A 15,824-nucleotide genomic window follows, 5' to 3' on the forward strand; every position below is an offset into this window, starting at 1 on the left:
CCGTGCAGCTTGAGCGCCAGCGTCTCGAACATGCGTTCCACGAGGCCCATCATGTCCTCGTAGTCGGCATAGGCCCAGTAGCACTCCATCATGGTGAATTCGGGATTGTGCCGGGTCGACACGCCTTCGTTGCGGAAGTTGCGGTTGACCTCGAACACCTTGTCGGTCAGCCCCGAGACCAGAATGCGCTTCAGATAGAGTTCCGGCGCGATCCGGAGATACATGTCCATGTCGAGCGCGTTGTGATGCGTCTTGAACGGATCGGCCGTCGCGCCGCCATAGATCGACTGCAGCATCGGCGTCTCGACTTCCATGAAGCCCTCATCCTCGAGGAAGCGGCGGACGCCGGACAGCACCTTGGAGCGCTGGATGAAGCGCAGCTTGGAATCCTCGTTGCTCATGATGTCGAGATAGCGCTGGCGATAGCGCGTCTCGATATCGGCAAGCCCGTGATATTTCTCGGGCATCGGCTTCAGCGCCTTGGTGAGGATGGTGAGTTCCTGCGCGTTGATCGTCAGCTCGCCGCGCTTTGTACGGCGCACGACGCCGGTGACGCCGACGATATCGGCGAGATCGACAAGCGACCACAGTTCGCGCACGTCTTCGGGCGTGGTGTCCTTGTGCGAAAAGATCTGGATCTTGCCGGAGGCATCCCGCAGATCGACGAACATGCCGGAATTGCGCATCGAATAGACGCGGCCGGCGACGGTGACGACATCCTCGGTCGTCACATCGTCGGGCAGGTCGGCGTATTTTTCGGCGAGCTCCGCATTGGTCATCGTGCGATGGAAATGCGCCGGATAGACGTCGCCGATCTTCTCGCGCAGGATTTCAAGCTTCTGGGCGCGGACTTCCGTTGCGTCGGAGGAGAGTTCTTCGGTCTTCTTGTTCATCTTACTTCTTTGCCTCTTCTGCGACCATGCCGGCGACGACACCCTCGGCCGTCTTCAGCCGCTGGCGCACGACCGCGCGGCCGAGAATGGCCATACTGTCAAACAGCGGCAGCGAGCGCGACGAGCCGGACATGGCCACGAACAGCGGCGCGACCACGGTGCGCAGCTTCTTGTCCATGTCCTCGGCAAGCTGGCGCAGCGCGTCTTCAACCGTCGTGGCATTCCACTCGACCAGCTTTTCCAGCACCGGCTGGACGGCCTGCAGGATTTCGAGGATTTCCGCCGGATTGGTCTTCTTGATCTTGGCGAAGGCTTCGGCCTGCGGCACCATGTCCGATTGCAGCAGGAAGCCCATCAACGCCGGCAGTTCGCCAAGCTTGGTAATGCGGCTCTGGGAAAGTTTCAGTCCCTCCTTGAGACGCGCGTTCTCGGACGCCCATGCGGCGACGCGGAGGATGAAATCCTCTTCGCTCAGCGTCTCGCGCAGGAACCTTCCGTTCAACCATTCGAGCTTCTGGGTATCGAACACCGCGCCCGACTTGTTGAGATTATCGGCGTCGAACTTCTCGATGAGCTGGTCCATCGTCATCAGCTCTTCACCCTCGGCGATCTGGATGAAGAACAGGCCGAGGAAGTTCATCAGCGCTTCCGGCAGATAGCCGAGCGCGGAGTAATAGGAGATCGAGGTCGGGTTCTTGCGCTTCGACAGTTTCGACTTGTCGGGATTGCGCATCAGCGGCAGGTGGAAGAACTGCGGCGGCTCGAGCCCGAGATAGGTGTAGAGCAGGATATGCTTCGGCACCGAGGCGAGCCACTCCTCGCCGCGCGCCACATGGGTGATCTTCATCATGTGGTCGTCGACGACATTCGCCATGTGATAGGTCGGCATGCCGTCGGCCTTCAGCAGCACCTGCATGTCGACCGCGTCCCACGGGATCTCGACATCGCCGTAAACGCCATCGGTGAACTTGCAAGACCCTTCGGTCGGGATCTTCATGCGCACGACATTGGGCTCGCCGGCCTCGATGCGGGTCTTCACCTCTTCCGCCTTCAGATGCATGCAGAGCCCGTCATATTTCGGTGCCCTGCCCTCGGCGCGCTGGCCGGCGCGCATCCGCTCCAGCCGCTCCGGCGTGCAGAAGCAGTGGAAGGCATGGCCTTCTGCGACCAGACGGTCGACATAGGGCTTGTAGAGGTCCTTGCGGTCCGACTGGCGATAGGGGCCGTAGGGGCCGCCGACATCCGGACCTTCGGCCCATTCCAGCCCGCACCATTTCAGCGCGTCGAGCACGTTCTTCTCGAATTCCGGCGTCGAGCGCGTGGCGTCGGTATCCTCGATGCGCAGAATGAAAGTGCCGCCCATCTTCTTGGCGTAGAGATAGTTGAACAGCGCGGTATAGGCGGTGCCGACATGCGGCTCGCCGGTCGGAGAGGGCGCGATGCGGAGGCGCGGGCCGGTTGTGCTCATTGTTCTTGTCCGTGGCGCCGGGCAGGCCGGCAGCTTCCCTGAAAGTGCTGAATGTGCTGGGCCGCGGCAGGTCTTTGGAGGCGGCGGCCCGTTCAGGCCAGCCTTAGGCCATATTCAACCCTCTCCGTCAAGCCATCGGCCCGGCCACCGGCCCTCTCCGGCCGCCTCAGTGAACCGTCGGCGCGCTCGATGCGCCTTCGCCGCGCAAAGCCCGATCCTTCATCCGTTTGCGCCGCGCCAGCATGTTGAGCAGTTCGACGAGGCCCGAAAACGCCATCGCGGCATAGATATAACCCTTCGGCACATGGAAACCGAGGCCATCGGCAATCAGCGTCATGCCGATCATCAGAAGGAAGGAGAGCGCCAGCATGACGATTGTCGGGTTCGCCTCGATGAAGCGGGCGAGCGGTCCGGAGGCAATCAGCATCAGCGTTACGGCCACAACCACGGCGATGACCATGATCGGCAGATGGTCGGTCATGCCGACGGCGGTGATGATGCTGTCGACGGAAAACACCAGATCGAGCAGCAGGATCTGGAAGATCGCCGCGGTAAAGCCGGTCTTCACCGCGCCGCCGATGATCTCGCCGGCATGCTCCTCCGGATCGACATTGTGATGAATTTCCTTGGTTGCCTTCCAGACCAGGAACAGCCCGCCGGCGATCAGGATGATATCCTTCCAGGAGAACCCATGGCCAAAGGCGGTAAACACCGGCGTGGTCAACTGCACGATCCAGGCGACCGCGCCGAGCAGAACGAGGCGAAGCACAAGCGCCAGGCCGAGGCCTACCCGCCTTGCGAATTGTCGCCGTTCCGCCGGCAATTTGTTGGTCAGGATCGAGATGAAGACGAGGTTGTCGATGCCAAGCACCACCTCCATCACGATCAGGGTCACGAGCGCGGCCCATGCTTCGGGCTGGGCGGCCAACACAAGAATGTCGTTCAAGTCAGTCTCCTTCAAAACCCGGCATGCGATTGTTGCGATCGGTGGCCCGGAACCGGCCCGGAAGCGCCGGCGTTGTATAGCGCGAAATCTATCCTTTCACTATCAACGTAATTGACATTCAGCAGTTCCCGTCGGTCCCCCGCTTGACAGTCAACGCCGCGAGGAGCATTACCACGTCAACAAATCGAACCGACGAGTTCGAATTCGCTATCTCCGTGCTGAACCTCCTCCCTTCAGCGCCAGAAAGGCATTTTTCAACATGACGACTGAGACAGAAGTGCACCCCGAACCGCGCCCGACCGAGAAGAAACGCGGCGGCGGGGTCCGCAAGGTTATTTTCTCGCTGATCGGCATCGCGCTTCTCGCCGGCGGCGGATGGTTCGGCTATCACTGGTGGACCGATGGCCGCTTCATGGTTTCCACCGACGATGCCTATATCGAAGGCGACATCGCCATGATCGCGCCCAAGGTGTCCGGCTATGTCGAAAGCGTCGCGGCTTCAAACAACCAGCAGGTCAAAAAGGGCGATCTCCTCGTCAAGATCGATGATGGCGATTACCGGAATGCGCTCGCCCAGGCCGAGGCGCAGCTCAACGCCCAAAACGTGGCGCTGAAGGCGACCGAGGCCCAGATCGCCGGCGCCAAGGCCTCGCTGGCGCAGGCCAAGGCCAACCGGGACGCGCTCGATCCGCAGATCGACAATGCCAAGACCGTACTGCAACGCGCCGATACGCTGCGCGAAAAGGGCGCGGCCACCGTCGCCGCCTTCGATGATGCCAGATCCGCACTCGACCAGTTGAAGGCCAAGGTGCAGGCCGCCGATGCGGCGGTGGAGGTGGCGAAATCCAACATCACCACCGCCGAGGCCCAGCTTGCCCAGCAGCAGGCAGCGCTTCAGGAACGCAAGCTTGCGATCGACATGGCCAAGCGCAATCTCGGCTTTACCGAAATCCGCGCGCCCTTCGACGGCGTTTTCGGCAACAAAAACGTCCAGGTCGGCGATCTCGTTTCCTCCGGCACACGTCTTGGCGCGTTGGTGCCGACCGAAGACCTCTACATCGTCGCCAATTTCAAGGAGACCGATCTCGATCGCCTGGGCGTCGGCGCCAAGGTCAAGGTCTCCGTCGACGCCTTCGAGGAGGACAACTTCACCGGCACGGTGGAATCGTTCTCGCCGGCATCGGGCGCCGTGTTCGCGCTGCTGCCGCCGCAAAACGCCACAGGCAATTTCACCAAGATCGTCCAGCGTCTGCCGGTCAGGATTTCGATCCCCAAGGACGTGCTCGACGGGCAGTACCTGAAAGCAGGGCTTTCGGTCACCGCCGAAGTCGACAGCCGCACCGCTCCCGATGGCACGATCGGCGAAACGCTCGCCGCCAACCGCTGACATGTCGCGGGTGGCTGACGCCCGCGTCCTCATCCCACGGATGCTTCAATGACAGATACAGCCGAAAACGCGCCGGCCCCGGCGCAGGCAGGGGCGCCGCCCTCGGACCATGTCCCGCTGCGCACATGGATCGCCTTTATCGTCATGGCGTTCGGCATGTTCATGGCGATCCTCGATATCCAGATCGTCGCATCGGCGCTCACCGATATCCAGGCCGGCATCTCGGCAAGCGCCGACGAGATCGCGTGGGTGCAGACCTCATACCTGATCGCCGAAGTGATCATGATCCCGCTTTCGGGCATTCTGGCGCGGATCTTCTCGACCCGGGTCGTGTTCAGCGTTTCAGCCGCGGCGTTCACCGCCTGCAGCGCGCTTTGCGCCACGGCAACCAACATCGACCAGATGATCATCTATCGCGCGCTGCAGGGCTTCATGTCGGGTGGCATGGTGCCGGCGGTGTTCGCGGTGTCGTTCACGGCCTTTCCGCCATCCAAGCGCTCGACCGTCATCCCCTTGGTCGGACTTGTGGCGACACTCGCCCCGACGATCGGCCCGACCGTCGGCGGCTATCTCGTCGATGCGCTCTCATGGCACTGGCTGTTCCTCATCAACGTCATCCCCGGCATTCTGGTGGCTGTCAGCGCCTGGTTGCTGATCGATTTCGACAAACCCGATCTTTCGATCATGCGCCATTTCGACTGGATCGGTCTTGCCGCCATGGCGACCTTCCTCGGAACGCTCGAATATTTTCTGGAAGAGGGCAATATCAAGGGCTGGTTCTCCGATGAGGTCATCCGGGTCGTCTTCGTGGTGATGATTGTCGGCGGCATCGCGTTCTTCTACCGCTCGTTCACCAGCCGCTATCCGGTGGTGGATCTGCGCGCCTTCGGCAATTTCAACTTCGCCGTCGGCTCGATCTTCTCGTTCTCGCTCGGCATCGGGCTCTACGGCCTCGTCTACCTGTTCCCGCTCTACATGGCCCGCATCCGCGGCTATGACGCGCTGATGATCGGCGAGACGATGTTCGTCACCGGCGCCTTCATGATGGCGACCGCCCCGGTGGCAGGCATGCTGCAGAACAAGCTCGACCCGCGCGTGATGATGGGCGCGGGCCTGGCGCTGTTCGCGCTCTGCACCTGGCAGATGACCCATATCACCGCCGAATGGGACTACTGGAACCTTTTCTGGCCGCAGGCCGGTCGCGGCGTGGCGCTGATGATCTCGATGATCCCGGTCTCCAACATCGCGCTCGGCACGTTGCCGCCGCAGGATATCAAGAACGCCTCCGGCCTGTTCAACCTCACCCGCAATCTCGGCGGCGCGGTCGGCCTTGCCGTGATCAACACGCTTTTGAGCCGCCGCACCGATTTTCACTTCGACCGGCTGGCGGAAACGGTGAACGCGGCGAGCGCCACGACGCAGGAATGGGTGAACGGGCTCGCCGGGGTCTACAACAGCCACGGCATCGACGGTGAAAAGGCCGCTATCCTTCAGCTCGACCGGATCGTCAACCAGCAGGCGTGGCTGATGGCATTCATCGATATCTTCACGATTCTGACGGCGCTGTTTGCCTTCCTCAGCCTTTGCATCGTGGTCGTGCGCAAACCCAAGGCGGGCGCCGGCGGCGGCGGGCATTAGAGCCCTTCAGTGTTGACATCCCGGCGGCGGCGGGCCTCTCGCCGTCTCCGGCACGTTCTCGAAGGTTGGCGCTCGGAAGCATATCCACCATCGCGATACCGCCCTTGCGAAGCCGGTTCCGGCTCTGGCGCAAGGGACTCCATTCGCTCCTCGCGTTAAAATATTATGACATGTGCTATTTTTTAATTTACACTATCGGAATGTGCTTAAGTAAAACATCATTGATCGCGGATGGCGCATAAAGGGGCTTCAGACATCCGGAAATATTTCCGCCTCCCGGCGGGATTTGACGCGCGCCTCACCTTAATACTTTTTCTCGTATCACTTGCAGCCACATTATGTCTTTGGGGTATAACTGACCAGTTCAATCGCCGGCTTGCCATCGAGCAAAACAAGCTGCGTGCGGAAAGCGCGCTAAGACAAGCGGAAATCTGGGTTGGCGCCTTCCTGACGAATTATGCCCAATCGCTCATGATCATTTCGGAGAGCGCGAATTTCCGGCAAGCGATCGGGCAGCCCTCACTCGCCTCAACGATCTCACAGGACTTCCAGGCTTGGCTGAGAGCCAAACCGACAATTGCCCAGCTACGCTATATCGACCGCGACGGAGCTGAAGTGATCCGGGTCGACCGCATTGGCGAGGCGATAGAGCTTTTTGACGAAAGTCGTCTCCAGGACAAATCCTCTCGCTACTATTTTCAGACGACCGTCGATCTTCCCCGCGACACGCTCTACCTCTCACCGATCGACCTGAACGTGGAATTCGAACGCATCGAAACGCCGTGGCGCCCCATGGTGCGCATGGCGATGCCGATCTACCGATCGGATGCCGAAGTCGCCGGCATCCTGATCGCGAACGTCAACGCCGGCGGCTTTTTGCAGGCGATCGAAACACTTGGCGGGCCCCTGGGTCATCCGATCGAAATCCTGAACTCCGAGGGTTACTGGCTTGCCGGAGCGTCGCCGGGAAGGCTCTGGGGTTTCATGTTTGATAACGATATGACGCTCGCCAAGGCCGATCCCGCTCTGTGGTCGACACTGCAGGCCTCCCCTTCAGGCGCGGCTATGAGCGATGATACGCAAACCGTATATTCCAGCCTGTCCCTGCCGGCCCTTCTGGAAGAACGCTCCACTTTTGAAAGCATTGTCGCCGGTGACCCGGACTTGCATTTGCTTATCCGCTACTCTGCAACCCCAGGATTTTTCTCCACGGAAAACCTGCCTGGCTTTGCTGCGCTGATCGCCATATGCGGGCTGTTCTCGGTTTTTACCGGAACAATGCTCACTGCAAGAAAATCCGCTGAAGAAAAAGCCAGAGCTGCCGAGGAGCAGGTTGTGCGCCTCGATCGCCTGGCCGGCCTCGGCGCCCTCGTCGCAGGCGTCTCGCATGAGCTCAACACGCCGATCGGCAACGCGCTGATAGCGGCAACAACGGTCGACCATCGCGTCCAGTCGCTGGAACAGTCGATAAAGGAGGGGCGGATCGGGCGAAACGCGCTTTCCACCCAGCTTGCCAATATACGCGACGGCGTTTCCATCATGAACGGATCGCTGTTAAGGGCATCCGAGATCATAAAGAATTTCAAGCAGTTCGCGGTCGACCAGACAAGCGAGCGGCGGCGGAAATTTATCCTCGACGCGTATCTGCGCGAGACCCTGCACCTTCTTCAGCCGCAGTTTTCAAACTCCGGCATCACGCTGAAGGAAGGGCATCTTGAACGTATAGAGATGGACAGTTTTCCGGGCCCCGTGGGACAGGTCGTCACCAACCTCCTCACCAATGCGAGGATCCACGCCTTCAAGGGCAGGCCGCATGGAACCGTCGTAGTGTCAGCGGAATCGGTCGATCCCGATCATGTGACAATCACCGTCAGCGACGATGGTAGCGGTATCGCGCCCGAAGAACTGCAGCAGGTTCTCGTGCCTTTTTTCTCGACCTCTTTCGGCGAAGGAGGAAGCGGTCTGGGCCTGACCATCGTCGACAGTATCGTAACCGGCGTTCTGGGCGGCAAGCTGTCGATCGACAGCAAGCCGGGTGAAGGAACCCGGATCACCTTGCTGATCCCGGTTGTCGCGCCGGAGGACGCAGCTCGTTTAGCGTTTGATCCAGGAGAGTCCCATGCAAAACGACAGTGACATCGAACTTTGGGATGACTCGTCGGAGTTTACCGATACCCCGCCAGCCGGGCAGTGCTGGAAAATCCTGATCGTGGATGACGATCCGGAAGTCCACAAGGCGACGGCCTATACGTTGCATGACGTGCGGATTTTCGACCGGGGACTGGAGCTGATATTCGCCTCCAGCCTCGACGAGGCGATCGCCAAGAGCCAGGAGGCAGAGGAGATCGCCGTCGCCGTCATCGACGTGGTCATGGAAACGGCTGACGCCGGGCTGAACCTCGTCAAAGCTCTCAGACAGAATGAGCACCTTGATACCCGGCTTATACTTCGAACCGGCTTTCCGGGCTACGCCCCGGAATTGAGCGTGGTCAACGACTATGAAATCGACGGCTATTTCACCAAGGAAGAGTTGACCCGAACCCGCCTTATTTCGCTGCTGACGACGTCGATCCGGGCCTTCGAAAACATACGCATGATGTCGCGAAGCCGGGAAGGTCTGGAACTGATCGTCGCCAGCGCCCGACAGCTCTTCAAACGAAACGATCTCGAAATGTTCGCGGAGGGCGTGCTGAAACAGGTCACGGCCTTGCTGCGAGGCTCGACCAGCGGACTTGTCAGCGGGCGCAATGCCGATGGCTGCGACATGCATATCATCACCGGAATCGGAAGCTTCGCCGGCCAGCAGGGCAAAACCCTGGCCGAAGTCGACGGGGACCTCAACGCGCTGTGCGAAGCCGAGGTCGACGCCAACGAGCTTTTCCGCAAGGGCGACTATCTCGGGATGCGCTTTGAAACCAATGAAGGCGCCGTGCTTCTCGCCGCCATCGAAGCGGATCGAGACATTGGCCAACCGGAGCTGGATCTCCTCAGGCTATTTGCCACAAACATCAATATCGGCTTTCAGAATCTCTCCCTCCTTGAAGCCCTCAATGTGCGCGCCTACACCGACCCGCGCCTGGAGCTGCCCAATCTCAACGCCTTTGAAGACGCTCTGCGCGAGACGCTCGAAAAGAAAAGGTCAGGCTATGTCGTCAAGGTCTATGTCTGCGACTATCAGGCCCATGTAGCGACCTATGGCAACGGCGTCGCCAGGAAACTCATGCAGGCGGCCTTTCAACGACTGCAGGCGTTGACGGAAAACACATGCACCATCGCCGTGGTGTCAGAAGGCACCTTCGGTATTATCGATCGCGAGAAACGGCTTTCGCCGGAAAAAATTTGCGGGGCCATGAAGGAAACCTATGTCATTGACGGCATAGAACTGGCCCCGAACCCGACCTCCGTCATCACGGAAATTAGCGACCTGCCCGATTCCGAAGCCGAGGCCGTGACAGCGGTGACCGCGGCGCTTGTTCACGTCAGGAGCTCCAACGACGGAACGCATGTCATATACGGCAGTCCTGAACGCGAGGCATGGAAACGACGCAATATCCTGCAACAGGCGTTGAAGGCAGATTCCCATTCGTTTGACGGGCTGGTGACCTATCTTCAGCCGCAGGTGGACCTGACCACGGGCCAAACGATTGGCGCCGAGGCGTTGCTGCGCTGGGAACACGAAGGCGAGGCGATCTCCCCCGTGGAGTTCATTCCTATTGCCGAGGCATCCGGCCTCACCCGCGCCTTAACAGGCTTCGTCCTGCGCGAGGCGGCGCGCTGGGCGCGTTCATATCGCTGGTCGGACGGTCGTCCGCTCCCGATCGCTGTCAATCTTTCGATGGCGGACCTGAATGTGCCGGGCTTCGGAATCTGGCTTCTGCGCCAGCTTGAGGAACTGGAACTTCAGCCGGATCAGATCGCATTCGAGATCACCGAGGCCATCGCGATGTCCGGCAAGGTGGCGATCAGGCAGATCCACGAACTCTCCCGGCACGGCTACAGTATCTCCCTGGATGACTTCGGAACGGGCTATTCCTCCCTCGGCCAACTGGAACGGCTGCCGTTCAAAGCTCTCAAGATCGATCGCAGTTTCGTCCGCCGCCTGACGCCGGAGACAGCGGCCAGCAGCCTGTGTTCGGTGATCGTCGGCATGTCCGACCTGCTCGGCATGGATTGCGTTGCGGAAGGCATCGAAACGGAGGAACAGCGCGAGGCGATTTGCCGGATGGGCTGCCGGCATGGCCAGGGCTTCCTGTTTGGAAGGCCCATGCCGATGGCGGATTTCTCGCAAAATATCGGCCTGGTCGCCAGCAAAACATGAGTTCGCTTCAGAGTGAACCCGTGGGCTCTGTCAGCGGCTTTGGACGTAAACTGTCAGGACGAACGCACCCGCACCGCCTCGGCGCCATAACTGTTCATGAAGGTGCGGACGCCGCGTTCGGCCATAAGCTGGATATCGGCCGGCGGCGGCGGCCCTTCCATCAGCCCGAACAGCCGCATTTTCCACATATGCCCGGTACACAGATCCAGAAGCTGCTGGGCGGCGACGCGTGGTTCGTCGGTAACCAGTTCGCCCGTCTCACAGCGGGCTGCCACAAAGGCGGTCAGCGTTTCGATCAGGTTGTCGGGGTGATCGCCGAAGAAGGTGCGCACCAGTTCGGGAAAACGCTCGGCAACGCCGATGGCGATCCGCATCGCCCGGATGGTTTCCTCGCAGGTCAGGCCCGTGGCAAGCTGCGCGCCAAACCGCGTCAGCACGCTGTCAACCGCATCATCCTCGGCAAGAGTCTGGCGCAGATCCTCGAAGATGCGCTGCTTGGCCTCCAGGATGATGGTCTGGAACAACTCGCCCTTGTTTTCGAAATAGACGTAGATCGTGCCCTTCGAGACGCCGGCGGCGCGGGTAATGTCGTTCATGCTGGCGGCATCGAAGCCGACATTCATGAATACCTGGCGCGCGCCTTCCAGTATCTGCGCGCGCTTGGCCGGGTCCTCGCCGGCGGCATGGCGGCCGAGGCCGCGGAATACGCAGCGATCCGTCTCATCCTTCGGGCGACAGAAGCCGCCCCTGGCTTTTCCAAATCCCAAATTCGCCTCACTCGCCGGCGCGGTCTCAACCACGCCGTCAGCCCTGAATGCTCCGGTAGTCCGGCGACGCGCCGGATTTTAATATTGACCTATGCGGAACACATCTACGCATACGATGCGGGGCCGCTCAATTCAATGGTTAATTGAACTGAGCGGTTCGATGGACTTCAACCCTGGCCGAACTCCTCCGGCGCATATTCATACGCCGTCGAACAGAATTCGCAGGTTACCGTGATCTTGCCGTTCTCGGTGCTTTCCGCGAGTTCCTCGGCCGTGAAGGCGCCGAGCACGTCGCGGATTTTCTCGCGCGAGCACGAACAGCGGTCATAGACGCCATGGGCGGGATAGACCGTGACGCCGCGTTCATGAAACAGCCGGTAGAGCAGCCGTTCCGCGCCGACTTCCGGATCGGTCATCTCGTCGAGATCGATGGTTTCGACCATGGCGCGGGCTTCCGACCAGGCATCGTCCGGATCGTGCGACAGCACGCCGTCATCGCCGTCACCGCCGTGAAGGTCCGGCTGGCGCATGCGCTCCGGCTCCTGCGGCAGGAACTGAGCCACCAACCCGCCGGCCCGCCAGCTTTCGCGCGGTTGACCGTCCTCATCGCGCGAAAACAGCTTCGCGACGCCGAGACGCACCGCCGTCGGGATCTGCTCCGACTGGCGGAAATAGGCCATGGCGATTTCCTCGAGCGAACGCCCGTCAAGCTCCACGATCCCCTGATAGGGCTGCATGAAGCCGCCCTGATCGATGGTGAAGGCGAGCACGCCGCGACCGAGCAGCGCTTCCGGCTCGCTCTTGCCCGCCTCGATCGCGGCATCGAGGGCCGCCTGATCGAAACGGGCATAGCCGCGCAGCGCATCCGGCGTCGAGAAATCGGCGACCAGCAGGTCGACCGGGCCGTCACCCTTGGTCTGCACGGTGAATTTGCCTTCGAATTTCAGCGATGTGCCGATCAGCGCCGTCAGCACCACCGCTTCGGCCAGCAGCCGCGCGACGGGCTCGGGATAGGCGTGGCGCGCCAGCATGGTGTCCAGCAGCGGGCCGAGCTGGACCGTGCGGCCGCGCACATCGAGCGCATCCACCTGGAAGGGCACAACCATGTCATCACCGGCGAAACCGAGTTCGCCGAGTTGCGTTTCAAGATTTTGCATTGTTCATCTCCTTGCCCGGCAAGGCGGCGCTTCAGTCGAAGACGCCGAGGCACCAGGCCAGAACGGATTTCTGGGCATGAAGCCGGTTCTCGGCCTCGTCAAAGACGACCGATTGCGGGCCGTCCATCACCTCGTCAGTCACCTCCTCGCCGCGATGGGCGGGCAGGCAGTGCATGAATATGGCGTTGCCATTCGCCTTTTTCATCAGGTCCGCATTCACCTGATAGGGCTGGAACACATTGTGACCGCGCGCCTTGTGCTCCTGGTTCATCGAAACCCAGGTATCGGTGACCACGCAATCGGCGCCCGCAACGGCTTCGGCCGCCGTCTCGAAAAAGTTGACCTCCGCGCCTTCCGCGCGCGCCCAGTCGACGAACCGCATTTCCGGCTCCGAGCCTTTCGGCACGGCGATGTTCATGCGGTAGGAAAACCGCCCGGCCCCTTCGAGGAACGAGTGCAGCACATTGTTGCCGTCGCCGGTCCAGGCAATGGTCTTGCCGGCCACCGGGCCGTTATGCTCCTCGAAGGTCTGCAGATCGGCCATGATCTGGCAGGGATGGGTCGCATCCGTCAGCCCGTTGATCACCGGCACTGTGGCGGTTTCGGCAAGCTCCAGCAGCCGATCGTGATCGGTGGTGCGGATCATGATCGCATCGACATAGCGCGACAGCACCTTGGCGGTGTCGCCGATCGTTTCGGCGCGGCCGAGCTGCATGTCCTTGCCGGACAGCACCAGCGTGTCGCCGCCAAGCTGGCGCATGCCGACATCGAAGGAAACGCGGGTGCGGGTCGACGGCTTCTCGAAGATCATCGCCAGCACCTTGCCGGCCAGAGGCTTGTCCGCGGTGCCTGCCTTCTGGGCGGTCTTTCGGCTCGCCGCGTCATCGAGAATGCCGCGCAGCGCGGATTTCGAAACGGCGGAGAGATCGAGAAAATGCCTCGGATTGGACATGGAACTACTCTTTCACAGATAGAACTTCGTTTTGCGCGACCGGCCAGCAAACCGCTTCGTGTGGCCGCGGCCTAGGCTGCCGAAAGCTTTTCAGCGGCACGGCCCAACCGGGCAAGACCTTCGCGCGCTTCCTCGACCGTGACGGTCAAGGGCGGCAGAAGACGGATCACGTTATCGCCAGCCGGCACAGAAAGCAGCTTTTCCTCGCGCATGGCCGCCGCCAGTTCGCCGGCGGGCACGACCGCCTTGATGCCCAGCATCAGGCCTTCGCCGCGGATTTCACCGATCACGCCCGGATAGCGGTCCTTCAACTCGGCAAGCCCTTGCTTGAACACCAGGCCCACCTCCTTGACATGCTCCAGGAAGCCGTCTTCCAGCACCACATCGAGCACCGCATTGCCGACGGCCATGGCCAGCGGATTGCCGCCGAACGTGGTGCCGTGCACGCCCGGCACCATGCCGGATGCGGCCTCCTCGGTCGCAAGGCAGGCGGCGACCGGAAACCCGCCTCCAATGCCCTTTGCGATCGCCATGATATCGGGCGCGACGCCGGTCTGCTCATAGGCAAACAACGTGCCGGTGCGCCCGACGCCGGTCTGCACCTCGTCGAAGATCAACAACAGGCCATGTTCCTCGCAGAGCGCGCGCATGGCATGAAGAAAGGCCTTGTCGACGGTGCGCACGCCGCCCTCGCCCTGGATCGGCTCGATCATCAAAGCGGCGGTCGTATCGGAAATCGTTTCCTTCAGCAGATCGAGATCACCGGCCGGAATCTGGATGAAGCCCGGCGCCTTCGGCCCGAAGCCTTCCATGTATTTCGCCTGGCCGCCGGCCGCGATCGTTGCCAGCGTCCGCCCATGGAACGCGCCCTCGAAGGTGATGATGTCGATCTTCTCCGGATGGCCCTTGGCATAATGATAGCGCCGCGCGGTCTTGATCGCCGTCTCCAGCGCCTCGGCCCCGGAATTGGAGAAGAACACCTTGTCGGCAAAGGTCGCCGCCGTCAGGCGCTCGGCCAGCTTTTCCTGGCCGGCAACCTGATAGAGGTTCGAGACATGCCACAGCTTGTCGGCCTGATCCTTCAGCGCCGCGACCAGATGCGGGTGGGCATGGCCAAGCGAATTGACGGCGACGCCGGCAGCAAAGTCGAGATATCGCTCGCCCTTGTCCGTGATCAGCCAAACGCCTTCGCCGCGCTCGAAAGTGAGCGGTATTCTGGCAAACGTATTATAAAGAGGCGATGCACCGGACATGGCGGTAAAACTCCGACAAGATGACAAGGGCGATTTTTGAGCGCCCGCAGAAATTAAAAATGCCGCCTTGAGGCGGCGGCAGGCCTTATATTGTCATGTCCGCCTCCAATGTCAACAAACGCGGTGACCGCAAGGCGATTGGGCAAAACTGCCGCTGTTTTCACGCCCGGGAAAACAAAAATCACCAAGTTGGGGAAAACCCTGAAAAACGATTCGCGCGATTCCCCGTAACCTTGCCACGCCCCGACCATAGGCCTACCTTACGAGCCAACAGAGTACTGCAAGCGGCGGATCTGATTACCCGGATTGGCGACATTTTCCTGTTTCGGACATGTTTCGGAGCACGACGCCGGATTCCGCCCGCAATAGCCGGAGACGACATATGAGCTGGACAGACGAACGCGTCGAAAAACTCAAACAACTCTGGTCGGAAGGACTGAGCGCCAGCCAGATCGCGACCCAACTCGGCGGCGTCAGCCGCAATGCCGTGATCGGCAAGGTGCATCGCCTTTCGCTGCCCGGCCGCGCCAAGAGCGGCGGCGCGCCGCAGCAGGCGGCTCCTCGGGCGACCGCGCGCAACACCGCACCGCCACGCGCGCCGAACTTCGCCTCGCGCGTCGCAGGCCGCCGCCCGGCCGCTCCGCCGCAAAGCACGCCATCCGCGCCGCGCACCGCCGGCGCCACCGCGCTCAAGCAGGAGGTCGAGGCCGATATCGCTCCGGCCGCGCGTCCCCGATCGAACCCCGACAATGTCGTGCCGATCATGAAGAAGGTCGCGCTCACCGAGCTCACCGAAATGACCTGCAAATGGCCGGTCGGCGACCCGACCCAGGACGATTTCTACTTCTGCGGCTGCGATGCAAAGGACAATTCCCCCTATTGCAGCTACCACGCCAAGCTCGCCTACCAACCCGTCAGCGACCGCCGCCGGGCGGGGTAAGCGAAAGTTCTAGCTTTTGACAAGCTGCCGCATAGGACAGCTTGTCAGCGACAATTCAAAGCTCCTCTCGACTTCACAGCTTTCAATCTCCCCCCTTGAGGGGGA

The 15,824-nt window shown here is 61.2% G+C and carries 12 protein-coding genes; 5 read left to right on the forward strand and 7 right to left on the reverse strand.

The window, feature by feature from the left end:
• The 3 genes from B4E36_RS09735 to B4E36_RS09745 form a co-directional block, all read right to left on the reverse strand.
• A partial coding sequence (locus B4E36_RS09735; protein WP_345900296.1) for an amino acid--tRNA ligase-related protein occupies positions 1-893 on the reverse strand: 893 nt, incomplete at its 3' end.
• 1 nt (position 894) lies between these two features.
• Positions 895-2,361: a glutamate--tRNA ligase gene (gltX, locus tag B4E36_RS09740; RefSeq protein ID WP_292051663.1), complete on the reverse strand. Its 1,467-nt coding sequence runs from the start codon at positions 2,359-2,361 to the stop codon at positions 895-897.
• Positions 2,362-2,527: 166 nt separating this feature from the next.
• Positions 2,528-3,307, reverse strand: a complete 780-nt coding sequence (locus tag B4E36_RS09745; RefSeq protein ID WP_292051661.1) for a TerC family protein — start codon at positions 3,305-3,307, stop codon at positions 2,528-2,530.
• Positions 3,308-3,566: 259 nt separating this feature from the next.
• On the opposite strand from B4E36_RS09745, the gene B4E36_RS09750 reads away from it, so the two are divergent.
• From B4E36_RS09750 to B4E36_RS09765, 4 genes are all read left to right on the forward strand, one after another.
• Positions 3,567-4,694, forward strand: coding sequence for an HlyD family secretion protein (locus B4E36_RS09750; RefSeq protein WP_292051659.1), 1,128 nt, complete (start codon positions 3,567-3,569; stop codon positions 4,692-4,694).
• A gap of 48 nt (positions 4,695-4,742) precedes the next feature.
• Positions 4,743-6,332, forward strand: coding sequence for a DHA2 family efflux MFS transporter permease subunit (locus B4E36_RS09755; protein ID WP_292051656.1), 1,590 nt, complete (start codon positions 4,743-4,745; stop codon positions 6,330-6,332).
• A gap of 231 nt (positions 6,333-6,563) precedes the next feature.
• On the forward strand, positions 6,564-8,468 hold the full coding sequence (locus B4E36_RS09760; RefSeq protein ID WP_292051654.1) for a sensor histidine kinase: 1,905 nt from the start codon (positions 6,564-6,566) through the stop codon (positions 8,466-8,468).
• Complete coding sequence (locus tag B4E36_RS09765) at positions 8,452-10,650, forward strand: EAL domain-containing protein (protein WP_292051651.1); 2,199 nt, start codon at positions 8,452-8,454, stop codon at positions 10,648-10,650. Before B4E36_RS09760 ends, B4E36_RS09765 begins: the two co-directional genes overlap by 17 nt.
• Positions 10,651-10,703: 53 nt before the next feature.
• Here the strand turns inward: B4E36_RS09765 and B4E36_RS09770 are convergent, their stop codons facing one another.
• The 4 genes from B4E36_RS09770 to B4E36_RS09785 all read right to left on the reverse strand — a co-directional run bounded on the left by B4E36_RS09770 (position 10,704) and on the right by B4E36_RS09785 (position 14,779).
• Positions 10,704-11,417 (reverse strand): TetR/AcrR family transcriptional regulator, encoded by a 714-nt coding sequence (locus B4E36_RS09770; RefSeq protein WP_292051649.1) that lies wholly within the window; start codon positions 11,415-11,417, stop codon positions 10,704-10,706.
• A gap of 167 nt (positions 11,418-11,584) precedes the next feature.
• Positions 11,585-12,574: an Hsp33 family molecular chaperone gene (locus tag B4E36_RS09775; protein WP_292051648.1), complete on the reverse strand. Its 990-nt coding sequence runs from the start codon at positions 12,572-12,574 to the stop codon at positions 11,585-11,587.
• A gap of 31 nt (positions 12,575-12,605) precedes the next feature.
• The gene (argF, locus tag B4E36_RS09780; protein WP_018064367.1) at positions 12,606-13,526 is read right to left on the reverse strand and encodes an ornithine carbamoyltransferase; all 921 of its coding nucleotides are present in this window, start codon (positions 13,524-13,526) and stop codon (positions 12,606-12,608) included.
• A 71-nt stretch (positions 13,527-13,597) separates the two neighbouring features.
• Positions 13,598-14,779, reverse strand: coding sequence for an aspartate aminotransferase family protein (locus B4E36_RS09785; protein WP_292058899.1), 1,182 nt, complete (start codon positions 14,777-14,779; stop codon positions 13,598-13,600).
• Between the two features lie 382 nt (positions 14,780-15,161).
• Here B4E36_RS09785 and B4E36_RS09790 point away from each other — a divergent pair, with 382 nt between their 5' ends.
• Entirely contained in the window at positions 15,162-15,719 is a 558-nt protein-coding gene (locus tag B4E36_RS09790; RefSeq protein WP_292058900.1) for a GcrA family cell cycle regulator, read from the forward strand.
• The last annotated feature ends 105 nt before the right edge of the window (positions 15,720-15,824 follow it).

The organism is Martelella sp. UBA3392 (genome assembly GCF_002358775.1).
Lineage (GTDB): Bacteria > Pseudomonadota > Alphaproteobacteria > Rhizobiales > Rhizobiaceae > Martelella > Martelella mediterranea.